The 23,587-nt window shown below is 68.3% G+C and carries 21 protein-coding genes; 11 read left to right on the top strand and 10 right to left on the bottom strand.

Going from position 1 to position 23,587, the window contains the following annotated elements; translation table 11 throughout:
* Positions 1-14: 14 nt before the first annotated feature.
* The 5 genes from IB258_RS00565 to ggt form a co-directional block, all read right to left on the bottom strand.
* Positions 15-1,874, bottom strand: a complete 1,860-nt coding sequence (locus tag IB258_RS00565) for a dipeptide ABC transporter ATP-binding protein (RefSeq protein ID WP_119449505.1) — start codon at positions 1,872-1,874, stop codon at positions 15-17.
* 17 nt (positions 1,875-1,891) lie between these two features.
* Positions 1,892-2,770, bottom strand: coding sequence for an ABC transporter permease (locus tag IB258_RS00560; protein WP_054456608.1), 879 nt, complete (start codon positions 2,768-2,770; stop codon positions 1,892-1,894).
* Positions 2,767-3,711, bottom strand: a complete 945-nt coding sequence (locus IB258_RS00555) for an ABC transporter permease (RefSeq protein WP_119449504.1) — start codon at positions 3,709-3,711, stop codon at positions 2,767-2,769. The genes IB258_RS00560 and IB258_RS00555 overlap by 4 nt, the downstream gene beginning before the upstream one ends.
* 126 nt (positions 3,712-3,837) lie before the next feature.
* Complete coding sequence (locus tag IB258_RS00550; RefSeq protein ID WP_192351980.1) at positions 3,838-5,349, bottom strand: ABC transporter substrate-binding protein; 1,512 nt, start codon at positions 5,347-5,349, stop codon at positions 3,838-3,840.
* Positions 5,350-5,384: 35 nt separating this feature from the next.
* On the bottom strand, positions 5,385-7,013 hold the full coding sequence (ggt, locus tag IB258_RS00545; RefSeq protein WP_054456605.1) for a gamma-glutamyltransferase: 1,629 nt from the start codon (positions 7,011-7,013) through the stop codon (positions 5,385-5,387).
* 93 nt (positions 7,014-7,106) lie between these two features.
* On the opposite strand from ggt, the gene IB258_RS00540 reads away from it, so the two are divergent.
* Entirely contained in the window at positions 7,107-8,009 is a 903-nt protein-coding gene (locus IB258_RS00540; RefSeq protein WP_054456604.1) for a LysR family transcriptional regulator, read from the top strand.
* A gap of 3 nt (positions 8,010-8,012) precedes the next feature.
* On the opposite strand, the gene IB258_RS00535 is transcribed toward IB258_RS00540, so the two are convergent.
* The 3 genes from IB258_RS00535 to IB258_RS00525 are packed head-to-tail and all read right to left on the bottom strand — an operon-like array spanning position 8,013 to position 12,427.
* Positions 8,013-10,184 carry a phosphocholine-specific phospholipase C gene (locus IB258_RS00535; RefSeq protein ID WP_192351979.1) on the bottom strand — a complete coding sequence of 724 codons (2,172 nt, stop codon included), beginning with the start codon at positions 10,182-10,184 and terminating at the stop codon, positions 8,013-8,015.
* A gap of 35 nt (positions 10,185-10,219) precedes the next feature.
* On the bottom strand, positions 10,220-10,402 hold the full coding sequence (locus IB258_RS00530; protein ID WP_054456602.1) for a hypothetical protein: 183 nt from the start codon (positions 10,400-10,402) through the stop codon (positions 10,220-10,222).
* 18 nt (positions 10,403-10,420) lie between these two features.
* A complete protein-coding gene (locus IB258_RS00525) occupies positions 10,421-12,427 on the bottom strand; it encodes an alkaline phosphatase family protein (RefSeq protein WP_192351978.1) in 2,007 nt (668 codons plus the stop codon).
* A 211-nt stretch (positions 12,428-12,638) separates the two neighbouring features.
* On the opposite strand from IB258_RS00525, the gene IB258_RS00520 reads away from it, so the two are divergent.
* From IB258_RS00520 to gspN, 9 genes are all read left to right on the top strand, one after another.
* Complete coding sequence (locus tag IB258_RS00520; RefSeq protein ID WP_125472210.1) at positions 12,639-13,073, top strand: general secretion pathway protein GspC; 435 nt, start codon at positions 12,639-12,641, stop codon at positions 13,071-13,073.
* A gap of 133 nt (positions 13,074-13,206) precedes the next feature.
* Complete coding sequence (gspG, locus tag IB258_RS00515) at positions 13,207-13,635, top strand: type II secretion system major pseudopilin GspG (RefSeq protein ID WP_192351977.1); 429 nt, start codon at positions 13,207-13,209, stop codon at positions 13,633-13,635.
* The gene (gene gspH / locus IB258_RS00510) at positions 13,607-14,095 is read left to right on the top strand and encodes a type II secretion system minor pseudopilin GspH (protein WP_175213208.1); all 489 of its coding nucleotides are present in this window, start codon (positions 13,607-13,609) and stop codon (positions 14,093-14,095) included. The genes gspG and gspH overlap by 29 nt, the downstream gene beginning before the upstream one ends.
* Positions 14,082-14,483 carry a type II secretion system minor pseudopilin GspI gene (gene gspI / locus IB258_RS00505; protein ID WP_175163274.1) on the top strand — a complete coding sequence of 134 codons (402 nt, stop codon included), beginning with the start codon at positions 14,082-14,084 and terminating at the stop codon, positions 14,481-14,483. The genes gspH and gspI overlap by 14 nt, the downstream gene beginning before the upstream one ends.
* A gap of 2 nt (positions 14,484-14,485) precedes the next feature.
* Positions 14,486-15,091, top strand: coding sequence for a type II secretion system protein J (locus IB258_RS00500; protein ID WP_054456597.1), 606 nt, complete (start codon positions 14,486-14,488; stop codon positions 15,089-15,091).
* The gene (gspK, locus tag IB258_RS00495) at positions 15,088-16,032 is read left to right on the top strand and encodes a type II secretion system minor pseudopilin GspK (protein WP_175182102.1); all 945 of its coding nucleotides are present in this window, start codon (positions 15,088-15,090) and stop codon (positions 16,030-16,032) included. Before IB258_RS00500 ends, gspK begins: the two co-directional genes overlap by 4 nt.
* On the top strand, positions 16,011-17,021 hold the full coding sequence (gspL, locus tag IB258_RS00490; protein WP_225590235.1) for a type II secretion system protein GspL: 1,011 nt from the start codon (positions 16,011-16,013) through the stop codon (positions 17,019-17,021). The genes gspK and gspL overlap by 22 nt, the downstream gene beginning before the upstream one ends.
* Positions 17,018-17,605 carry a type II secretion system protein GspM gene (gspM, locus tag IB258_RS00485; RefSeq protein ID WP_175163911.1) on the top strand — a complete coding sequence of 196 codons (588 nt, stop codon included), beginning with the start codon at positions 17,018-17,020 and terminating at the stop codon, positions 17,603-17,605. The genes gspL and gspM overlap by 4 nt, the downstream gene beginning before the upstream one ends.
* A 1-nt stretch (position 17,606) precedes the next feature.
* Positions 17,607-18,359, top strand: a complete 753-nt coding sequence (gene gspN, locus IB258_RS00480) for a type II secretion system protein N (RefSeq protein WP_119449495.1) — start codon at positions 17,607-17,609, stop codon at positions 18,357-18,359.
* A 36-nt stretch (positions 18,360-18,395) separates the two neighbouring features.
* Here the strand turns inward: gspN and gspE are convergent, their stop codons facing one another.
* Both gspE and gspD read right to left on the bottom strand, forming a co-directional pair.
* Complete coding sequence (gene gspE, locus IB258_RS00475) at positions 18,396-19,823, bottom strand: type II secretion system ATPase GspE (RefSeq protein WP_175163913.1); 1,428 nt, start codon at positions 19,821-19,823, stop codon at positions 18,396-18,398.
* Positions 19,820-22,177 carry a type II secretion system secretin GspD gene (gene gspD / locus IB258_RS00470; protein ID WP_054456591.1) on the bottom strand — a complete coding sequence of 786 codons (2,358 nt, stop codon included), beginning with the start codon at positions 22,175-22,177 and terminating at the stop codon, positions 19,820-19,822. The genes gspE and gspD overlap by 4 nt, the downstream gene beginning before the upstream one ends.
* A gap of 177 nt (positions 22,178-22,354) precedes the next feature.
* Here gspD and gspF point away from each other — a divergent pair, with 177 nt between their 5' ends.
* The gene (gene gspF / locus IB258_RS00465) at positions 22,355-23,560 is read left to right on the top strand and encodes a type II secretion system inner membrane protein GspF (RefSeq protein WP_192351976.1); all 1,206 of its coding nucleotides are present in this window, start codon (positions 22,355-22,357) and stop codon (positions 23,558-23,560) included.
* The last annotated feature ends 27 nt before the right edge of the window (positions 23,561-23,587 follow it).

The raw sequence follows: 23,587 nt of genomic DNA, 5'->3' as shown, positions 1-23,587 counted from the left end.
GGCGGCCACCTGCCTCAATAGACCCCGATCGAATGGCGGGCCACGAAATGGCCCTCGCCCACGGCGACCAGCGGCTCGACCAGCGGATCGTCGCCCAGCTTGCGCATCGGGCTGGGGATCTCGTCGACCAGCAGCGAGCGCTCGCGGTGGCGGCGCTGCGGGTCGGCGATGGGCACCGCCGCCATCAACTTCTTGGTGTAGGGATGCTGCGGGTTCTCGAAGATGGCCCGGCGCGGGCCGATCTCGACGATCTGGCCCAGGTACATCACCGCCACCCGGTGGCTGACGCGCTCGACCACCGCCATGTCGTGCGAGATGAACAGGAACGACACGCCCAGCTCGCGTTGCAGGTCCAGCAACAAGTTGACGATCTGCGCCTGGATCGACACGTCCAGCGCCGACACCGATTCGTCGGCGATCACCACCTTGGGGTTCAACGCCAGCGCGCGCGCGATGCAGATGCGCTGGCGCTGGCCGCCCGAGAACTCGTGCGGATAGCGGTCGATCATTTCCGGCAGCAGGCCGCACTTGTCCATCAGCCAGCGCACCCGGTCCTGGGCCGCCTTGCCGCGCGCCACGCCGTGGATCAGCAGCGGTTCCATGATGGAATAGCCCACCGTCATGCGCGGATCCAGCGAGGCGAACGGATCCTGGAAGATGAACTGGATGTGCTGACGCAGGGTCTGCATGGCGCTGCCGCGCAGCGCGCCGATGTTCTTGCCGTCGAATTCGATGCTGCCGGCCTTGCTCTTGACCAGCTGCAGCAGCGAACGGCCGGTGGTGGTCTTGCCGCAGCCGGACTCGCCCACCAGCGACAGCGTCTCGCCCGGATACAGGTCGAAGCTGACCTTCTCCACGGCGTGCACGCGCTTCTGCACCCGGCCCAGGATACCGCCGGTGATGTCGAAGCTGGTGGTCAGGTCGCGCACCTTCAGCACCGGGCCGTTCTCGCGGCGCACGGTGGACGCAGCCGCGACGGGCGCGGCGGCGGCTTGCGGTCGCGCCGTGGGGTCGTCCACGCGCAGCAGCGGGAACGGCGCGGGTTCGTCCGTGCCCTGCATGGCGCCCAGCCGCGGCACCGCCGACAGCAGCGCGCGCGTATAGGCGTGCTGCGGGCGGGCGAAGACCTCGTCCGAGCTGCCCTCTTCGACCTTGTCGCCGCGGTACATGACCAGCACGCGGTCGGCGACTTCCGCCACCACGCCCATGTCGTGCGTGATGAAGATCACGCCCATGTCCATTTCTTCCTGCAACTGGCGGATCAGCTGCAGGATCTGGGCCTGGATGGTCACGTCCAGGGCCGTGGTCGGCTCGTCGGCGATCAGCAACTGCGGCTTGCACGACAGGGCCATGGCGATCATGACGCGCTGGCGCATGCCGCCCGACAACTGGTGCGGATAGCGGTCCAGGATGGCGCGGGCTTCGGGGATGCGCACCCGCTCCAGCATGCGCAGCGTCTCGGCGCGGGCCGCGGCGGCGTCCAGTCCCTGGTGCAGCTGCAGGGCTTCGGCAATCTGGTTGCCGGCCGTGAAACTGGGGTTCAGGGACGTCATGGGTTCCTGGAAGATCATCGCCACGTCCGCGCCGCGCACGCGCTGCAGCGTGCTGTCGGGCGCGTTGAGCAGATCCAGCACTTCGCCGCTGCGCCGGCGCAGCAACATGCCGCCATTGACGATCCGGCCGCCGCCATACTCGACCAGGCGCATCAGCGCCAGCGAGGTCACCGACTTGCCCGAGCCGGATTCGCCCACGATGGCCAGGGTTTCGCCGCGGTCGACGTGGAAGGAGACTTTGCGCACTGCTTCGACGGTGCGCTCGGGGGTCTTGAAGCGCACGGTCAGGTCGTTGACCTGGACGACGCGCTTGGGGTCCATTGTTGTTGCCATGGTGATTACTTTTCCTGACGCGGATCGAGCGCGTCGCGCAGGCCGTCGCCCAGCAGATTGAAGCCCAGCACCACCAGGAAAATGGCCGATCCGGGGAAGATGGACATCCAGGGCGCCTGGGTCATGAAGTTCTTGGCGGTGTTCAGCATCGAGCCCCAGGACGGGTTCGGCGGCTGCAGGCCCAGGCCCAGGAACGACAGGCTGGCCTCGGCGATGATGGCCGTGGCGATGGTGATGGTGGCCTGCACGATCAGCGGCGGCATCACGTTGGGGAACACGTGCCGGCCGATGATGCGCAGGTCGGACGCGCCCAGGGCGCGCGCGCTCTGCACGTAATCCTCGTTCTTGACTGCGAGCACCTGTCCGCGCGTGAGGCGGATGAACTTGGGCGCGGCCGAGACGCCGATTGCGATCATGGCGTTGGTCAGGCTGGGGCCGAGAAAGGCGGCCAGCGCGATGGCCAGGATCAGGAAGGGAATGGCCAGCAGCGCCTCGGTGGCGCGGGAAATGATGCTGTCGGTCCAGCCGCCGAAATAGCCGGCGGCAAGACCGAAGGGCACGCCCACCGCCAGCGCGATCAGGACCGACACCAGGCCCGCCATCAGCGAGGCGCGGGCGCCATAGACCATGCGGCTGAAGATGTCGCGGCCCAATTCATCCGTGCCCAGCCAGTAGGACGCCGAAGGCGCCTTGCGGATGGTGGTGAAGCTGGTCTGGAAGGGATCGTGGCTGGCGATCAGCGGCGCCAGGATGGCGATCACGACAAAGAACAGCACGATCCCCAGGCCCAGCATGGCGATGTGGTTGCGCTTGAATTTGCCCCAGGCGCGGTTGCGGCTGCGGGGCGGCGTGACGGCTGCGGCCGTTGCAGGAATTGCGCTCATGAGTGCCTCAGGCGGGGATTGACCAGGATGTACAGGATGTCGGCCAGCAGGTTCATGATGATGAAACCCACCGCCACGCAGAGCACCACGCCCTGCACCACCGCGTAGTCGCGCGTGAAGACGGCGTCGACCACCAGCTTGCCGAAGCCCGGGATCGTGAAGACCTGCTCGGTCAGCACGGCGCCCGCCAACAGTTCCCCGAACAGCAGCGTCACCAGCGTGACAATGGGCATCAGCGCATTGCGCAAGGCATGGCGCAGCACCACGCTGCGCGGAGATACGCCCTTGGCGCGGGCGGTACGCACATAATCGGCCGACAAGGCTTCCAGCATGGCCGAACGGGTATGGCGCATCAGATACGCGGCGATGGCCGTGGACAGCACCAGGGACGGCATCAGCATGGTCTTGATCGACAGCCAGAAGTCCTCGGACGGCGACACATAGCCCGAGGCCGGCAGCAGCTTCCATTGCACCGACACCACCATGATGAGAATGATGCCAAGCCAGAAATTGGGGATGGACATGCCGGACAGCGCGGCGATGTTGGCGCCCATTTCGATGGGCTTGCCCTTGCGCACCGCGGCGACGATCCCCATGGGGATGCCTATCAGCAGCGCGAAGAACATGGCCATGGCGGCCAATTGCAGCGTGACCGGCAGCTTCTGGCCGATCAGCGTGGTGACGGGTACGTCGGTGCGCAGCGACTTGCCCAGGTCGCCTTGCACGACCTGCGTGGCCCAGGCGGCGTACTGCACGGGCAGCGGATCGTTGAGGCGGTACTTGTCCCGCAGGTAGTCCAGGACGGCGGGATCGCGTTCTTCGCCGGCCAGTGTCAGCACCGGGTCGCCGGGCAGGATTTTCTGCAGCATGAAGACGATCATCGACACCAGTATCAGTGTCGGTATCGCGACGAGCACGCGGCGCAAGATGAGTTTAAGCATATGAGAAACCGTAAGACAGGAACGGCGGACGGGGCGCGCAGGATAAACCGCGCCCTGCCGCCGCAAACGACAACCGGACGCGCAAGGCGCGTCCGGCTGGCGCGGCGCATGACTGCCGCGCCGCGATCACTTCTGCGCGTAGCTCACGCCTTTCAGGCGGATCATGCCGTCAGGATAAGGCGTGAAGCCCTTGACCTTCTTGGCCATGGCGAAGGGCCAGGGCTGGTAGTAGTTATACACCCCGGGCAATTCGTCCTGGATGATGGTCTGGGCCTGGTCGTAAATAGCCTTGCGCTTGGCCTCGTCGGGCACGGTGCGGGCCTCGTTCAGCAGCTTGTCCACTTCCGGGTTGCAGTAGTGGCCATCGTTCAGCGCGCCCTTGCAGGTGACGAAGGCGTGGATGTTGCCGTCCGGATCGACCCGGCCCGACCAGCCCAGCATCACGACCTGGAAGTTGCCGCCGGCCGATTCCTTTTGCAGCGCGGCGTACTCGGTCGGGCGCAGCGACAGGTCGAAGCCCGCCTCGGACGCCATGGCCTGCACGATCTCGGCGATCGAGGACGTGGTGGTGTTGTTGCCGAACATGACCTCGGCCTTCACGCGGTCAAAGCCCGCCTGCTTGAGCAGCGCCTTGGCCTTGGCGACGTCGCGCTTGGTCGGCGGGAACTTGTCGCTGTGGTAGGGGCTGGCGGGCGGGAACGGCTGCTGCGCCGGATCGAAGATGCCGCCGCCGGCCACTTCGCTGATGGCGTTGCGGTCGATGGCGTATTGGAACGCCTGGCGCACCAGCTTGCTCTTGAACGGATTGTCCTCGGCGCGCTTGCCGTTGGCGACGTTGAACATGAACTGCTGGAAGCCCAGGCCGGCCACCGGCGCGAAGGTCAGGCTGGCGTCGCTCTTGACCTGCGGCACGTCGGAGGGATTCAGGCGCTCCAGCATGTCCAGGTCGCCGGCGCGCAGGTTGGACAGGCGCACGGTGGTGTCCGGGATCGGCAGGAAGGTCACGCGCTTGAAGGCGAAATCCTTGGCGTCGTAGTACTGGTCGAATTTCTCCAGCACGATGCGGTCGTTCTGGATGCGTTCGACGAACTTGTAGGGACCGGAACACACGGGCTTGCGGCCCACGGCGGCCACGTCGTCGCTGAAGGTCTTGGGCGACAGCATCATGCCGGCGCGGTCGGACAGCTGCGCCAGCAGGGTGGCGTCGGGCTTTTTCAGCGTCAGCACCAGCGTCGTGGCATCAGGCGCGTCGACCTTTTCGACCGAGGCCAGTTCGCCCTTGCGCAGGCTGTCCGGCAGGGACATGGCGCGTTCCAGGTTGGCCTTGGCCGCGGCGGCATCGAACTTGGAGCCGTCATGGAACAGCGCGTCCTCGCGCAGCTTGAAGGTCAGCACCTTGTTGTCGGGGCTGAACGACCACGAGGTGGCCAGTTGCGGCACGAAGTGCAGCTTGGGATCGATGTCGATCAGCTTGTCGCACAGCGAGGTGAAGACGATGCGGCCCACGTACGTGCGCGCCCGGTGCGGGTCCAGCACGTCCGGATCTTCCTGCAGGCCGATCCGGATGTTCTGGGCGGAAGCCGCGCCCGCGGCCAGCGCCAGCAGGCTGGCGCCGAAGGTCAAGGTCAAGCGTTTCATTATTTAGATTCCCCTTGTGGCTGCGCTATTGCGTATTAGAAGCCGACCGCCTGACCGTCGCGCCGGCTGTCGCTGGCGGCGACGTAGCCAAGCTCGTTGTCGTTTTCGGACATGCGCCAGATGAACTGGCCCGCGCCGAAATCCATGTACGGATCGTCGACCGACTTCAAAGCATGCCCGAGGTCTTTCAGGCCCGCAATGGTGGAAGCCTTCATATTGGTCTCGATGTCCAGCGTGAAATCGCGGTTGACCTTCCAGCGCGGCGCGCAGCAGGCGGCCTGCGGATTCTGGTGATAGTCCAGCATGCGCACCACGGTCTGCATGTGGCCTTGCGGTTGCATGTCGCCGCCCATCACGCCAAAGCTCATGACCGGCTTGCCGCCGCGGGTCAGGAAGCCCGGGATGATGGTGTGGAACGGACGCTTGCCGCCTTCGACCACGTTGGCCGACTTCGGATCCATCGAGAAGCCCACGCCGCGGTTCTGCATGCTGATGCCGGTGCCCGGCACCACCACGCCCGAGCCGAAGCCCATGTAGTTGGACTGGATGAACGAGATCATCATGCCGTTTTCATCGGCAGCGGTCAGGTAGATGGTGCCGCCGGCGTGCGGACGGCCCGCCTCGAAATGGGTGGCGCGGTCCAGGCGGATGAGCTTGGCGCGGCTGTCCAGGTAGGCGTCGGACAGCATCTGTTCCGGCGTCACCTGCATGGAACGCGGGTCCGCCACGTACTTGTACAGGTCCGCGAAAGCCAGCTTCATGGCTTCGATCTGGATGTGCTGCGACTGTACCGAGTCCACCGGAATGTCGGCCATGTCGAAGCGCTCGACGATGCCCAGCGCGATCAGCGCGGCGATGCCCTGCCCGTTCGGCGGGATCTCGTGCAGCTCGTAGCCGCGGTAGGACTTGGAAATGGGCTTGACCCATTCCGGGCGGTAGTTGCGCAGGTCTTCCAGGGTCATGGCGCCGCCGCATTCCTGGCTGAAGGCGGCGATGCGCTCGGCCAGTTCGCCTTCGTAGAAGTCGCGGCCCTTGGAAGCGGCGATGCGGCGCAGCGTGTTGGCGGCGTCCGGGAAGCGGAAGTGTTCGCCGACCTTGGGCGCGCGGCCCTCGGGCAGGAAGGCCTGGGCGTAGCCCGGTTGCGATTTGAGTTCTTCGGCGGCTGCGGCCCACTTGTGCGCCACCACCGGCGGCACGGCGTAGCCGCGCTCGGCGATCTCGATGGCGGGTTCGAACAATTGCTCGAACGGCAGCTTGCCCAGTTTTTCATGCAGCGCGGCCCAGCCGGCCACCACGCCCGGCACCGTCACGGCGTCCCAGCCGCGCTTGGGCTGGATCGCCAGGCCGTCGGCGCCCACGCCGTGCTTGCGCTTGAAGTATTCGGTGCTCCAGGCCGCGGGGGCCACGCCCGAGGAGTTCAGGCCGTGCAATTCCTTGCCGTCCCAGACGATGGCGAAACAGTCGCCGCCCAGGCCGCAGGACACGGGTTCGACCAGGACGATGGTGGCGGCCGCAGCGATGGCGGCGTCCACGGCATTGCCGCCCTTGAGCAGCATGCGCAACCCTGCCTGCGCCGCCAGCGGATGCGACGTGGACACCACGTTGCGGGCGAACAGCGGAATGCGGACGGAAGGATACGGGTTGCCCCAGTCGAAGGATTTCATGTGGCTAGTCTCATAACGGGTAAGCGGCCGAAGTTACTCCCGTGGTTTAATTAAATCAATTTGAAATTTTGTTCCGTCATAAAAGAGATTTTTGTGAGTACCATCCGTTTTCTGCGCACTTTCCTGGCGGTCGCGCACCACGGTTCCTTCTCCGAAGCGGCCGAACAGGTGGCGCTGACCCAGGCCGCGGTCAGCTTCCAGATGCGCTCCCTGGAAACGGAACTGGGCCGCGAACTCTTCGACCGCAGCGGACGGCTCGCCATCCTGAATGCCGCCGGCCGGGAATTATTGCCGGAAATCAAGCACTTGCTGGATCTTTACGACCGCATGCGGCTGCCGCGCACCGTACCCGGCGAGCTGGCCGGGTCGGTCGCCGTGGGCAGCATCGTGTCGTGCATGGGGACCCTGTCCAAGGTCGTGTCGGGCATGAAGAAGCAGCACCCCAAGCTGGACGTGCGCATCCTGTCGGGCAAGGCCAGCGAGCTGGCGGGCAAGGTCGAGGACGGCGAGCTGGACGCGGCCTTCCTGGTGGAGGCCGGGCGCAAGATGGCCAGCACCCGCTGGACCGCGCTATATGAAGAGCAGCTGGTCGTCATCGCCCCGCGCTCGGCGCCGGGTGAAGACGCGCGCCAGGTACTGGCGCAGAACCCCTTCCTGCGCTTTGACCGCACCCAGCGCACCGGCCTGCAAATAGACCGGCTGCTGCGCCGCCTGGCGGTGCCGCTGAACGAATACCTGGAACTCAACGCCATCGAGACTCTGGTCGAGCTGGTGCGCCAGGAGGTCGGCGTGACGCTGCTGCCGCTGATCAACGGCTCCAACTGGCAGCACAGCCCGGAACTGCGGATTCTCACCCTGCCGCAGGACCTGGGGCCGATGGCGCGCGCCATCGGCATGCTGGAGCGGCGCGAGCATGCGCGCCAGGGCATCACGGCGGCGATCTGCGAGGCCTGCGCCCAGGCGTTCCAGGCGCGCGAACCGCAGACCGCCGCCTGAGACTTACAGCCCCATCGCCGGGTCCGTCACCGACGGGAGGCCGGTTTCCACGCGGCCGGCAAAGCGGCGCAGATAGGCAGGATCTTCGGCCAGGCGCACGGTGAAGTCGTACCAGCCCTGGCTGCCTTCCAGCGCCCAGTGCTGTTCGACCTGGCCGCCCGCGGGCACCGTGAACTTCCAGCGCTCGTGGTTGGCGTAGTAGGCGTTGGGCGCGACTTCGAAGGTGCAGGGATTCTTGCCGCCGTTAATGAAGCTGACGTAGACGTCGCCCTTGGCGATTTCGTAGCAGACGCGGATCTCCGGCGCCAGCGCCGACGTGCGGGCCAGGGCCAGGTCGCCCGCGAAATGGCGGTGGTAGCCGTTGGGGCCCAGCACCCACAGGTCGTACTTGCCGCCGTCGGCCGCCGTGTCCCAGTTGCCTTCCAGCTGCTTGTCCGGCTCCACCGTGTAGCGACGCGGCAGGCGGTCCAGGTGCAGGCGGTCATAGACGTGAAACACCGCCGCCTGCTTGCCCGTGTTGGAAAACACCAGGCGCATGGCGCCCGTGTCCGGCTGGGCGCGGGCGCTGGTGTGCAGTTCGTAGGGCAAGGCGCGGGAATAGCGCACGCCCTGCTCCTGCACCGGCTTGGCCTGGGTGCTGGGATCGGGCAGCGGCACGGCCTTCAGCGCTTCCTGCGCGCTGCGCTCGCTGTCCGAACCCGCGCGGGTCAGCAGGTTCAGGTCGGGCAGCTTTTCGTTGTTGGGCGTGGCGAAGTTGAAGGCCGAAGTCAGGTCGCCCAGCACCGCGCGGCGCCAGGGGCTGATGTTGTCCTCGGCCACGCCGAAGCGGGCTTCCAGGAAGCGCAGCACCGAAGTGTGGTCGAATGCCTGCGAGTTGACCCAGCCGCCGCGGCTCCACGGCGACACCACGTACATGGGGACGCGCGGGCCCGGGCCGTAGACGCGGTCGTCGGCGGCGTCCTGGGCGGAGGCATGGGTATGGCGCTCCAGGTCGGTGTTGACGGTGGAGGCGCCGGCCATCGAGCCGTCCGGGTTCAGCGAGGGCGCGGCGGGCGGCGGCAGGTGGTCGAAATAGCCGTCGTTCTCGTCGAAGTTGATGAGCAGCACGGTCTTGCTCCAGACCTCGGGGTTGGCCGTCAGCGCGTCCAGCGTTTCCTGGATGTACCAGGCGCCCTGGATCGGGCTGGACGGGCCGGGGTGCTCGGAATACGTGGCGGGCGCCACGATCCACGACACCTGCGGCAGCGTGCCGTTGACGGCGTCCTCGCGCAGCGCCTTCAGGAAGCCGCCGTCGGGCATGGTGTTGGCCGTGCCCTTGTACAGCGGATTGGCGGCATCCATGGACGGCGTCCAGGCCGGATAGGGCGCGCCGTTGGCGCTGTTGCCGGCCAGCTCGTTGGCGCGGCGGTATTGCTTGAAGCCGGCCAGCGGGTTGTCGCCGAAGTTTTCGGGCAGGTTCTGGTAGACCTTCCAGCTGACGCCGGCTTCCTGCAGGCGCTCGGGATAGGTCTTCCAGGTCCAGCCGGTGGACGAAGCGCCCAGGCTGTCCCACTGGTTGCGGGTCGAGGGGCCGTTGCCCAGGGCCAGCGGATCGTTGGTGCCAGTCCAGTGGAACAGGCGGTTGGTGTTGGTGCCGCCGTGGGTAGAACAGTGATAGGCGTCGCACAGCGTGAAGGCTTCGGCCAGCGCGAACTGGAACTCCACCTCTTTCTTCTTGTAGTAGCCCATGGACTGGTTCTGCTTGTAGCGCGGCCAGTGGTCCATACGGCCGCCGTCCCAGGCCATTTGCGCGTCCACGTAGTCGTGCGGCGTGCCGGCCACGCGCTGGGCGTTGCCCTGGCTGCTGTCCAGGTGATACGGCATCACCACGCGGGTGCCGTTGCTCTGCTCCCAGACCGAGCGCTTTTCAGGCAGCGGAATGGTGATGCGGTCGCCGAAGCCGCGCACGCCCTTGAAGGTGCCGAAGTACATATCGAAGGAGCGGTTTTCCTGCATCAGGATGACCACGTGCTCGACGTCGTTGATGGTGCCGGTGCGGTTGTTGGCGGGGATGGCCAGCGCGCGGCGGATCGCCGGCGGGAACATCGACAGCGCGGTCAGGCCTGCGGTCGAGGCGGCGGCGTTGCGCAGGAAGCGGCGCTTGCCGGCGTGGACCTGGTCTTTATCGAACGTCACGGATTCTATTCCTATGGATCTGGAGGGAGCGCCGCTCAAGGCGCGCAACGCAATTCGGGTTTGACGGGCTCGGGCTTCGGCGTTTCGGGCTGGCCGGTGCCGGGGTCCTTGCCACCGTCGTCGTCGCCGTCATCGCCGCCGCAGGCAGCCAGCGTGGCGCTCAGCATCAGCACCGCGCCCAGGCGCAGGAAACCGCGCAAGATCATGGACATGCTCATTTTTTTATCCTCGGTACATCAGGGAAACAGTTCGGAAACGGACTTGCCGGACAGGGCGAGCGACTTCACTTCAGCTTCGGTGAGCGCGCGCGACCAGTACGCCAGGTCGTCGAAATACATCGTGTAGGGACCCTTGGTGCCGGCGCAGCAGACGCCATAGGTGCCGCGTCCGTCTTCGTTCAGGCCCAGGTGCGGCCCGTAGACGCCGGCGATCTTGGTCAGGTCGACCGAGCCCGTGCCGATGGTGCGCTGCGAGAAGCCCAGTTCGCTGTCGTAGACGGAGGCCGTCAGGGTCTTGGCCGTCTTGTTCACGGTCATCGCAACGTAGACCGGCTTGTTCGGGGTGAACTTGACGTTGTTGATGTCGACACGCGAGCCGCCGCCAGCCAGGTTGAAATACAGCACCGGACCTGCCCACTGCGCGATGGTGATGCCAGGGTTGCCGCCGGAGTTGTAGTCCTTGTTGCCCAGGATGGACCGGTCGTTGGCGGTGCCGTCGGACTGGTACCAGAAGCCGATGGTGAAGGCCTGGGCCGCGTCCAGCATGCCTGCCGGATAATCCAGCTTGAAGCCGCCCAGGGCCGCCGCGCTGCGGTCGTTCTTGAACATCTTGCCGAACACGCCCGTGTCGGCGTAGGCCGGCGCCTGCGTGCCGTCGAACGGAGTGATGGCTCCGCCGCCCGCGGCGATGTCGGTCATATTGCCTTCGAACGGGAACAGCATCGTCAGGCCAGTGCGCAGCGAAGCCAGCAGCGGCAGCGGCTTGGTGTAGGCCACGGTCGTGCGCGCGGCGCTGACCGCGTTGCCGACCGCCACGCTGTAGTTCAAGGTGTGCACGCCCTCGGTGTCGAACTTGAAGCCCTTGTCCACATACTCGGCCACCGTGCCGGCCACGCGTGCGATCTCCACGCCGTCGCGGCTGACCACGATGTCGCCGGCCGGCTCGCCCACACGCACCCAGCTCAGCGTCACGCTCTTGTTGTCGGTCGAGGTGCGGGCCGCGGTGTGGCGCAGTGCCAGCTTGCCGGCAAGCGAGGTGCCCGCCATGTCGTACTTGGCGGCGGGCGGCAGGACCTTCAGGTGGTCCAGCACCGTCGGCGCCACATCGGCCGCGCTGGGCAGCGCGTACCAGTTGTTGTCCCACAGGCCGTCGAACGACGCGTCGTCGGCGCTGCCGCCCAGCAGCGCAGGCTGGTTGGCGGCCAACAGGATGGTCTTGTTCGAGGACATGGGACGGCCGTCGCTGGCGCCGGTCTTGCCCAGGCCGTGGCTGGAAGCCACGATCACCAGCCACTTCTCGCCGGGGTGCTCCGCCTTGCGGTCGGCGATCTGCTTGGTCAGCGCGCCGATGGCGGCGTCGGCCTGCCGGATCGCGCTGTCATAGGCCGAGCCGAAGCCGTTCTCCGAGGCAATCCGTTCCGGCGCGCCGAACTGCGCCACCACCACGTCATAGCCTTCGGTGATGCGGTCGCGCGCCTGGGCGGCGACGCAATCGTCCGCGCCGGCGCAGTCGGTCAGCGACTGCAGATAGCCCGCGTCGCGCTGGCCGGCGATAAGGCCGGCCACCACGGTCGAATTGAAGGCGGCGGCGGTGCGCGCTTCGGGGCGCGCCTGCTTGATGCGCTGGAACAGGGTCGGCGATTGCAGCGTTTCGCCCTGCACGCTGTAGCGCACGCCGTGCTGGTCGGCCCATTGCCCGGTCAGCAGCGTCGCCCAGCCCGGCGCCAGCAACGTGGGCTGCTGCGTGGGCGCGTCCGTCACGCCGCCGGTCCAGGCGCGCGTGGCGTTGAGCTGCGCGAGGTTCGGCAAGGCCTTGTCGGCCACGCCGCGGCGCATCGCGTCATAGGTCAGGCCGTCGACGCCGATGAACAGCACCTTGTCGGCGGGCGTCGGGTCCGGCTGGGTCACAGGCGGCTGGGTCGGCGGCGCTTCGGTGTCGTCGTCATCGTCGCTGCCGCCGCAGCCCGCCAGGGCACTGGTCGCCAGCAGGGCCGCGCACCATCTTCTCCAATTCAATGCTTGCATGCTTCTCTTCTCTAGTCATGAACAGGGTTTTATGCAGGGCCACATGATGGCCAGCCAAGGTGAAAGCCCCGTGAAGCAAAGAAGAGAAACCTTGATCGACGGATCAGGATTCTTTTGCGCGCAACCATGGCGCAGGCGCCGCGCATCGCGGGCTTGTCATGTGCGGCGGCTATAGTCGGCGCGGTCTCAATCCGCCACGCACGTTCAATCCATGCCCCTGTTCCTGCGCCCGACCCTGCCCGCCGCATTCCGCATACTCGCCGTGCTGGCCCTGGCCGCCGGCCTGGGCGTATGGGCGTCGATCCTGCTTGCGCCCAAGGCTGGCGCCCTGCCTCCGGCGGTGTCGGCGCAAGCGCCGCGCGCTGCCGACAACACGCCCGTGGCGTTGTGGTTCGGCAAGGACGAGGCCATGCGCACACAGATCACCGTGCTGGGCGTGATCGCCGCAGGCGCCGATGGCGCCGCCGTGCTCAGCATCGACGGCGGTCCGCCGCTGGCCTGGCGCGCGGGCGGCGAAGTGGCCCCCGGCATCGTGCTGCGCGAAGTCGCCGCGGACGCGGTGACGGTGGAACAGGCTGGGCGCGCCAGCCGCCTGCCGGCCCCGGCCGCCCTGCCCGCTCCCGCCGGCATATCGCGCGAAAAGTGAGCCGCGCCGCAGGCGCTGCGACGCGCGCCCCGGGCGCAGACCGGACCTGCCCGCATTTGGCCGCGCCGTCACTATTGCTGTCATATTTCATGTCCACAATCCTCCGCTCCTACTGAAAGACCGGAGTCATCAAGTGCGTCAGTTACCGCGCGGGCTTGCCCGCCAGCAAGGTTTCACCCTCATCGAGATCATGGTGGTGATTGTGATCATGGGGATACTTGCGGCGCTGATCGTCCCCCGCGTGCTGGATCGTCCCGACCAGGCCCGCCAGGCCGCCGCGCGCCAGGACATCGCCGGCATCATGCAGGCGTTGAAGCTGTACCGGCTGGACAATGGCCGCTACCCCAGCACTGCGCAGGGCTTGCGCGCGCTGGTGCAGAAGCCCGAAGGCGTGAACAACTGGCGCGGGTACCTGGACAAGCTGCCCAACGATCCCTGGGGCCATCCCTACCAATACCTGAGCCCTGGCGTCAAAGGCGATATCGACGTGTTCTCGTTCGGCGCCGACAACAAGCCCGGCGGAGAGAGCGGCGATGCCGACATCGGCTCCTGGGAACTCTGAACGCGGCTTCACGCTGGTCGAAGTCCTGGTGGTGCTGGTGATCGTGGCGATCGCGGCCAGCATGGTGAGCCTGTCCGTGGGCCGCGGCGAGAACCGCTTGCGCGGCGACGCCCTGCGCCTGGCCGACGCCTTCACCGTGGCCCAGAGCGAGGCCCGCAGCGACGGCCGTCCCATCCGCTGGCTCGCCAACGGCCAGGGCTGGTCGTTCGAACGCCAGGGCCGGCTGCCAGGCCCGAACGCCGAGGAAGACAGGCCGCTGCCGCCGGACCGGCTGGAGCGCGACGAGGTGCTGCGCCCGCAATCCTGGTCGGCGGCGCCGGTGGCGCTACGGCTCGATCCGGACCGGCCGCTGGTGTTCAACACGGAATGGGTCGCCGCGCCGGTCACGCTGACGCTGAGCGCGGGCGATGCCCGCGTCACCTTGCAGCGCGACGCCGCGGGCCGCTATGAAATTCAATGAACCGCCCCGCCCGCCCGATCGGCAGCGCGGGTTCACGCTGATCGAAGTGCTGGTGGCCCTGGCCATCATCGCCGTCGCCATGGGCGCCGCCCTGCGCGCGACCGGCGTCATGGCGGAAAACAACCGCGCCCTGCAGGACAAGACGCTGGCGCTGCTGGCTGCGCAGAACGCGCTGGCCCAGTTGCGGCTGGAACAAGCGCTGCCGCGCGCAGGCACGCGCAGCGCGCCCTGTGCTCAGGGCGGCCGGGCTTTGCAGTGCGAAATGGAGTTTACGAATTCGATGAACCGCAGCTTCCGCCAGGTGTCGATCAGGGTGCGCGACGCCGGCGCCGCGCAGGCGGACGCCGTACTGCTGCAGCTGGATGGCCTCTTGTCCAGTCTGAGATAGCCATGCGCCGCCCTCCCCGATCCCAAGCCGGCTTCACGCTGATCGAAGTGCTGGTGGCCCTGGCGCTGATGGCGCTGGTCAGCCTGATGGCCTGGCGCGGCCTGGCCAGCGTGTCCGGCGCGCGCGAGCGGATCGAGGAACAGGCCGAGGACATCGACGCCATCGTCCGCACACTGGGCCAGATGGCGCGCGATGTGGAGCTGTCCTACACCGGACCCGGCTTCGAGCCGGCGGGTCTGGACGCGCAGGCCTACACCAGCGGCCTGCGCCTGCTGCGCCGTGCAGGCGGCGGGCCCGTGTTCGAGATCCTGCGCCCCGACCCTGACGGCAACGGACTGTGGCAGCGCGTGCAATGGCAGGTGCGCAAGGACGGCCTGTGGCGCGCCAGCGGGCCATCGGCGGCGCGCAGTCCGCTGCCCGCGGCGGACAACGGCATCCTCCTGCTGCCCGGCACGCGAGCCTTGACGCTGCGCGCCTGGGTGCCGGGTACCGGTTGGGTGAATGGCGAAGGCAGTCAGGCCGCCGCCCCGACCGGCCTGGAGATCGTGCTGGAACGCGGCGCCCCGGGATCCCCCGAGCGCTATACCCGCGTGCTGGAGCTGCCATGAGACGCCCGAGTAACGCAGAACGCGGCGCAGCGGTCATCAGCGCGCTCATCATCGTCGCCATCGTCGCGGCCTTGACCACCGGCCTGTTCCAGCGCCAGACCGCCAGCACGCGGCGCGTGGAAAACGAGATGGCGCGGGTGCAGGCGCGCGCCATGCTGGCGGGCGGCATAGACTGGGCCCGCCTGATCGTGCGCGACCACAGCAAGCGCGAATCCATCACCCGCGGCGACCAGATCTGGGCCACCCCGGTGCTGGACACGCGCATCGAACGCCCCGGCGACGAACGCGTCGCGGTGTTCTCCGGCCGCGTGCAGGACGAACAAGGCAAGTACAACCTCTATAACCTGGCGAACAATGGCGTGCCGCAACCCGAGCAGGAACGGGTACTGCGCCGGCTGCTGAACACGCTGCAACTGCCCGACACCTTGGCCGCGCGCATGGTGGACATCATGTCGGCCGCGCAGCCCGTGGCGCCGCCGGCGGATGCGCCGGCGGCGCCGCCAGGACGGCCCGCGCCCGACGCCCGCGCCCCTTTGCCGCGCGGCGTGGACGAAGTGGCGGCCCTGCTGGCGCTGGAGCCGTCGGCTCGCAACGAGCTGCGCCGCACGATGACGGTGCTGCCCGTTTCCACCAGCGTCAACGTCAACACCGCGCCCGCGGAGGTGCTTGCTGCACTGGTGCCCGGCCTGTCGCTCAGCCAGGCGCGTTCCATGGCGGGCGAGCGCGACCGCGGCAACTGGTTTAACAATTCCGGCGATTTCGCCAATCGCCTGGCGGGCGCGGGGGTCAAAGCGCCTGCGCCCGCCGTCGCCACCACCAGCGGCTGGTTCCTGGCCAGCGGCACCGTGGCCTATGAGCGGGCGCGCATCTCCATGCAGGCGCTGCTGCGCAGTTCACCGCCCGCCGCCCCAGACACCTTATGGACCAGAGAAATACCTTGAAGAACATCCTGCGCATCGCGCTGCCGCCGCTGGACGAGTTCGGCGCCGGCTCTCTCCTGCCCTATGCCTGGTTCGACCGGCGCGGCCGCTGCGCCCGCCAGGGCGAGCTCGCGCTTGAGGCGCTGGGCCATGCCTATCCCCACGCCGCCTGCGAAGCCGTGCTGCATCCCGCCGATGTGATCGCCGCCAGCGTGCAGATCCCCGCGGTGGCGCGTGCCCGATTTGCCGCCGCGGTGCACAGCGCCCTGGAGCCGCTGGTGCTCAGCGACCTGGACGCGCTGGCCATCGGCCACGGCCCGCGCTCGACCGACGGCACGGTGCCGCTGGCCTGGGCCGCGCGCGAACCCGTGCGCCGCGGCTGGAGCCTGCTGAATGCGCAGGGCTTGCGCACGCAGGCGCTCATCGCGCCGCAAGCGCTGGCGGCCGAAACCACGGCGCCATTGCGCGACCCTGCCGATCCTCGCTGGCAGGCGCCCTCGCCTTCGTGGTCGCTGGCCATGCCCCAGCTGGCGCCGGCCCGCGTCTCGGCCTGGCGCCCCGCCTGGCGCTGGGGCGCGGCAGCGGCAGTGGTCTGGATAGGCGGGCTGAACCTGTACGCCTCGCAACTGCAAGCCGAAGCCGACGCGTTGCGCAACGGCATGCACGCGCAGGTCCTGGCCGCGTTCCCCGACCTGCCGGTGGTCCTGGATCCGCCGCGCCAGGCGCAGCAAGGCCTGGACGCGCTGCAGGCGAACCGCGGCGCGGCCAATGCCGCCGACTTCCTGCCCCTGGCGCGCGCCGCGGCCCAGGCCCTGCCCTTCGCCGCCGACAAGGTAGCCCGCCTGGGCTACGCCGAACAGGCGCTGACGCTGCAACTGGCGGATGCCGGCGAGCAGTCGCAACGCGTGGCTGAGACGCCCGCGCTGATCCAGCAAGCCGCGGCCCTGGGCCTGAAGCTCGAACGCGGCGACAACGACACCACTTGGCGCATCGTGCGCGCGCAACCATGAAACTCCCGCAAGCCCTGCATGCGGCCAGACAGTCGCTGGCCAAGACCCTGACTCCCGCGCTGGCGCGCGCCGGACTACGCTACCAGGCGCTGGCGCCGCGCGAGCGCCGGCTGGTGACCGCGGCTGCCCTGCTGCTGGGCGGCGCGCTGGTCTTCGTGACCCTGATCGAACCGCCCCTGAACACGCTGCGCAAACTGCAGGCGGAATTGCCCGCGCTGCGCGGCCAGGCGGCCACGGTCGCGGACCTGACCGCCCAAGCCACGGCGTTGCGGCGTAAATCCGCGGCGCCCGCCGGCGCCATGCCCAGCGCCGCGGAAATCGGCGCCTCGCTGGAGCGCGCCGGACTCGCCGCGGAACAGTGGGCGCTGGGCGAGCCCGAACACGGCCCGGGCGTGCTGCTGACGCTGAAGCAGGCGCCCTCTTCGGCCTTGCTGCGCTGGCTCGACGGAGCAGCGCGCGATTGGGGCCTGGCGGTCAAGGAAGTGCAGCTCACCCGTGCCGCCAATGTCAACGGGCGGCCGCTGCCCGGCCTGGTCAATGGCAAGGTGAGCCTGATGGCGCCGCAAGCTTCGGAGCGTGGCTGAGATGTCCGGCTTCCCGCTTTCCAAACGTTCCGCCGCCCTGCTCCTGGCCGGCGCCGTCTGCGCCGCCGCGGCCGCCGTCACCGTGCTGCCCGCGCGCTGGCTGCTGGCCCTGCTGCCGGACAAGGCGCCGGTCACGCTGGCCGACGCCAGCGGCACCTTGTGGCGCGGCAGCGCCTGGATCGCGCTGGGCCCGCCTGGCGCGCGCCGCATGCTGCCGCAACCGGTGCAATGGCAATGGCGCTGGGACGTGCTCGCTCTGGATATCTCCCACCCCTGGCTGCAAGGTCCCTTGCGCGCCACGCCCGGCTGGAACGGCGTGTCCGTGCCGGCCCAGTCGCTGCGCGCGCCCGCCTCCATCCTGTCCGCGCTGGGCGCGCCGTGGAACACCATTGCCCCCCAGGGCACGCTGGAAGTCCGCTGGCAGCCGCTGCGGCTGGGCGCGCCCCTGCCCGCCGGCCCCGTGGCCGAACTGCGCTGGCGCAACGCCAGCACCGCGCTGACGCCGGTGGCGCCCGTGGGCTCGTATCTGCTGCGGGTACAAGGCGGCAAGTCTGGCGCCACGCTGGCGTTGAGCACGGAAAGCGGCCTGCTGGACGTCAGCGGCCAGGGCAGCGCGGGCGGGCGCGGCGGCCTGAAGTTCCAGGGCCAGGCAACCTATGCCGGCGCCGCGCGCGAGGCGGATCGGGCGGCGCTGGACGGACTGTTGTCGGCGCTGGGGCGGCGTTCGGGGGATGTGGCGTCGTTCGGCACCTAGGCACAGCGACAAGTCGCTGGCGTTCCCCATCGTCCGCTAGGCGTCCCTCGTCACCCGCAGGATTTCCTCCGGCGAGGTCTGCCCGCTATCCACCCAGCGCTGCCCGTCCTCACGCATGGTGCGCATGCCTGACGCGGCCGCCGCGCGGCGCAGTTCGCGTTCGTCACGCCCTTCGTGGATCAGCCGGCGCGCCTCGTCGTCCACCGTGAAGAGTTCGTGGATGCCGGAACGCCCGCTGTAGCCGGTATGGTTGCAGGCGTCGCAGCCCACCGGATGGAACACGCGTGCGCCGTCCTGCGTGGCGGGTTTCTTGCAGGCCGGGCAGAGCTTGCGCACCAGGCGCTGCGCCAGCACGCCCAAAAGCGATGACGCCAGCAGGAAAGGTTCCACGCCCATGTCCGTGAGTCGGGTCACGGCGGACACCGAGTCGTTGGTGTGCAGCGTAGCCAGCACCAGGTGACCGGTGAGCGAGGCCTGCACCGCGATCTGCGCGGTCTCCAGGTCGCGGATTTCGCCGATCATGATGACGTCGGGGTCCTGCCGCAGAATCGCGCGCAGGGCCAGCGCGAAGCTCATGTCGATCTTGGCGTTGACCTGCGTCTGGCTGATGCCGGCCAGGTCGTATTCGATCGGGTCCTCGACCGTCAGGATGTTGCTGGTGGACGCGTCCAGGCGGCTCAAAGCCGCGTACAGCGTGGTGGTCTTGCCGCTGCCGGTGGGCCCCGTCACCAGCACAATGCCGTGCGGCTGGCGGATCAACCGGTCCAGCTGGCCCAGCACGCCCGCGTCCATGCCCAGCTTCTCCAGCTGCAGGCGCCCCGCTTCCTTGTCCAGCAAGCGCAGCACCGCGCGTTCGCCGTGCCCGGTGGGCAAGGTGGACACGCGCACGTCTATGGGTCGTCCGCCCACGCGCAGCGCGATGCGGCCGTCCTGCGGCAAGCGCTTTTCGGCGATGTCCAGGTGCGCCATGATCTTGATGCGCGAGATCAGCGCGGCGTGCAGCGCCTTGCGCGGCGACACCACGTCGCGCAGGGTGCCGTCGACCCGGTAGCGCACCACCGAGTGGGTCTCGAAGGGTTCGATGTGGATGTCGCTGGCGCCGTCGCGCGCCGCCTGGGCGAACAGCGCGTTGATCATGCGGATCACGGGCGCGTCGTCCTGGGCCTCCAGCAGGTCCGCCACCTCGGGCATGTCCTGCATCAGGCGGTCCAGGTCGATCTCGTTCTCGGCCACGCCCATCACCGAGGCCGCATCCTCCGAATGGCTGTAGGCCGCGGTCAGCAAGGTTTCCAGCGCCTGGTCCTCGACCTGCGCCAACTCGATGTCGCCGTGGCAGCGGCGGATCTCGCGCACCGCCCATTCCGGCGTGCGCGGGCTGACGGTCAGCCGGGCCTGGCCGCCGCGCAGCGACAGCAGCGCGCGCTGCGCCCGCGCCCAGGCATAAGGCAAGGGGTGCGCGCTCATAGCAGCGTATCGGGGTCCACGGCCACGCTGTGCATCAGCGTGCGCGACACGCGGATGGCGCCCGAGGCGTCGCGCGCGGGTTCCATGCCGGCATACTGGCGCACGGCGAAGGACTGCGCCGTGACCGGCGCCGGCCGGCGCAGCGTTTCAGCCTGATGTTCCGGACGCAGGTCATAGGCGTTGTTGGACACCGAGGGCGCGGAGCCCGGCGGCGGCAGCATCGGCGCCTGCATGTCGGGCAGCGCCCAGTGCTGGCCCGGCTGCACCGCCGCCTGCGCGCGGCGCATGTAGTCGTAGCGGTCCATGGTGACGCCCGCCGTGCGGTTGGCGTCGCGCACCACATAGGGGCGCAGGAACACCATCAGGTTGGTCTTGGTGCGCTTGCGCGTGTCGTAGCGGAACAGCGAGCCGATCACCGGCAAGGATCCCAGCAGCGGCACGCTGTTGGTGGAGAGCGTGACGTTGTCTTCCAGCAGGCCGCCCAGCACGATGATCTGGCCGTCGTCGATCAGCACGCTGGTGTCGATGGCCCGCTTGTTGGTCACGATGCCGGTAGTGGAGTTGGAGCGGCTTTCGTCGATGCTGCTGACTTCCTGGTAGATGTCCAGCTTTACCGCGCCGCCCTCGGAAATCTGCGGCCGGATGTTCAGCTTCAGGCCCACGTCCTCACGTTCGATCGTCTGGAATGGATTGGTGCTGCCGTTGCTGCCCGAGGTCACGTACTGCCCGGTCACGAACGGCACGGTCTTGCCCACCAGGATGCTGGCCGACTGGTTGTCCAGCGTCAGCAGGTTGGGCGTGGACAGGATGTTGGCTTCGCCAGTGTTCTCCATGGCACGGGCCAGCACGCCCAGGTTGATCACCTTGTTGCCCAGCACGTCGACCGTGCCCTTGACCACCCCCAGGCTCAGGCCGCTGCCGATGCCGTCGATGGTGGTCGGCCCCTTGCCGGTGATGCCGCTGCCGCCCAGGTTGGTGCCGCCGATGAAGCTGGTGCCGTCGCTGTTGATGTTGCCGGCGCCCGTCATCCACTGGATGCCGAACTCCGCCGCCTTGGCCTCGCTGACTTCGACGATCAGGCTTTCCACCAGCACCTGCGCGCGGCGCTGGTCGAGCTGGTCGATGACTTCGCGCAGGCTGCGGTACAGCGGCTCGGGCGCGGAAATGATGAGCGAGTTGGTAGCCGGATCGGCCTGGATGGTGGCGCCGCCGGCCGAATACGACACGGCCTGCGTGCTGTTGTCTTCGCGCGAGATGCGTTCCTGTTCGCCCGACAATCCGCCCGTGTTCGAACCGGACATGCCGGCCATGCCCGCTGTCGCCTGGGCCGGCATGCCAGCCGCGGCGTTCTGCGTGCGCGCTCCGCCCTGCGCGCCCGTGCCGCCGCTGGCGCCGCCCGTGGCGCCGGGCGCGGAATTCGCCTGCCCCGTCAGCAACCCGCCCAGGACCTCGGCGATGCGCGTGGCCTGCGCGTTGCGCATGTAGACCACGTGCAGGTTGCCGGCGCGGTTCTGCTGCGCGTCCAGCTTCATGATGAGATCGCGCGCCAGCCGAGTGCGCGCCGGGCTGCCGGAACGCACCAGCACGCTGTTGCTGCGCGGATCGGCCACCACGGCGATGCGCTGGGTCGGGTCGCTGCTTTGCGTATCCAGCAGTTGCGAGGCGAGGATGGCGAGGTCGGTGGCCACGGCCGAACGCACCGGCACCACGTCGGTGTCGATCGAACTGGGCACGTCGATGCGCGCGATGACCTGCGCGATCCGCTCCAGGTTGTCGGCGTAGTCCGTGACCACCAGCGTGTTGTTGCCGGGATAGGCGTTGATCGGGTTGTTGGGCGGCACCATGGGGCGCAGCACCGGCACCAGGTTGGCGGCGTTTTCGTACTTCAGCGGGAAGACGCGGGTCAGCATTTCGCCGCTGCTGCCCTTGGCAAACGCGGACACTGGCACCGGACCGCGGCCCGCGCCGCCCACGGCTTGCGCGGGACGCGCGCTGCCCGCGACCACGCTGCCTTGCAGCTTGCCGTCGGCCTCGGGCACCACGCGCGTCACGCCGTCGACCTCGACGATGGCAAAACCCTGCATGCGCAGCGCGCCCGTCAGCATCGACAACGCCTGCGCGCTGTCCACGGGACGGTCCGACACCAGCGTCAGCTTGCCCTTGACGCGCGGATCCACCAGGAAGTTGCGCTGCGTGAACAACGACAGCGCGCGCAGCACGGCGGGGATGTCGGTGTCGACGAAATTCAGACTGACGCGATTGTCGGTCTGTTGAGCGTGAGCCCTGCTGGCTGCGGGTCCGAGCTGGCTTGCGGCGAGCAGTACCGCAAGGCTGAATTGCGCAATATGACGCATGACGGGATAGGTGCCTGAAACGTGAAATCGTGTGAAAAAACGTGAAAGCGCGTCGGAGTATACGGGGTGACAGTGCAACACTACGGTCATAATCCGCAGGCATCGTAGCGGCCTTGAAACCCTTTAAATTCGGGGCTTTGCGCGCTTTTTTGAATGCGTGCCGGCCATGCTTTCCAGATGCCTTCCTTCCGTTACGAAGCCACCGACGCACTAGGGAAGATCGTGCGCGGCACGATCGACGCCGACAGCGAACGCGGCGCCCGCAACCAGCTGCGCGGCCGCGGCCTGCTGCCGCTGTCCACGTCCCTCGCGGCGCGCGCCGAAGGGTTCGGCGCATCGCTGCGCACGCGCCTGTCGGATGCGGATCTCGCCTGGCTCACGCGCCAGCTCGCCAGCCTGCTGGCCGCGAGCCTGCCGCTGGACGCGGCCCTGAGCGCCACGCTGGAACAGGCCGAGAAAAAACATATCGCCGCCACCCTGGGCAGCGTGCGCGACGACGTGCGCGCGGGCCACAAGCTGTCGACCGCCCTGGCCGCGCGGCCGCGCGACTTTCCGGAGATCTATCGCGCGCTTATCGGCGCCGGCGAGGAATCGGGCGATCTCGCGCAAGTGATGGAGAAGCTGGCGGACTACATCGAGGAGCGCAACGCGCTACACAGCAAAGTGCTGACCGCGTTCATCTATCCGGCGGTGGTGGCCTGCGTGTCGGTGATCATCGTGATCTTCCTGCTGGGCTATGTGGTGCCGCAGGTGGTGTCGGCGTTCAGCCAGGCCAAGCAGGAGCTGCCGCTCTTGACGCGCATCATGCTGGCGTTGTCGGACTATGTGCGCGAATGGGGCGTGGCGACGGGCGCGGCGTTGGCGGCGGCCGTCGCGCTGTGGCGGTATGCGTTGCGCGCGCCCGCTGCGCGGCGGGCCTGGCATGCGCGCGTGCTGAAGCTGCCCTTGGCGGGACGCTTCGTGCTGGGTGTGAATGCCGCGCGCTTTGCTTCCACGCTGGCGATACTCTCAGGTAGCGGCGTGGCATTGCTGACGGCGCTGGAGGCGGCGCGCCGCACCCTGGGCAACGATGTGCTGCGCCAGGCGGTGGACGAAGCCTCTGCGCGCGTGCGCGAAGGCGCGTCGCTGTCGGCCTCGCTGGGCGCGCAAAAGGTGTTTCCGTCGCTGCTGGTGCATCTGATCGCCAGCGGCGAGAAGACCGGCCGCCTGCCCGAACTGCTGGACCGCGGCGCGCAGAACCTGTCGCGCGATCTGGAGCGGCGCGCCATGGCCATGACGGCCTTGCTGGAGCCGGCGCTGATACTGCTGATGGGGGGATTCGTGCTGCTGATCGTGCTGGCGGTGATGAGCCCGATCCTGGAGATGAATCAGCTCATCCGCTAGGCGGGAAAATGCGTTGCGGGCTTGGTG

Source organism: Achromobacter sp. ACM02, assembly GCF_014851605.1.
Lineage (GTDB): Bacteria > Pseudomonadota > Gammaproteobacteria > Burkholderiales > Burkholderiaceae_B > Achromobacter > Achromobacter aegrifaciens.
This window is presented reverse-complemented; position numbering and strand designations above follow the sequence as displayed.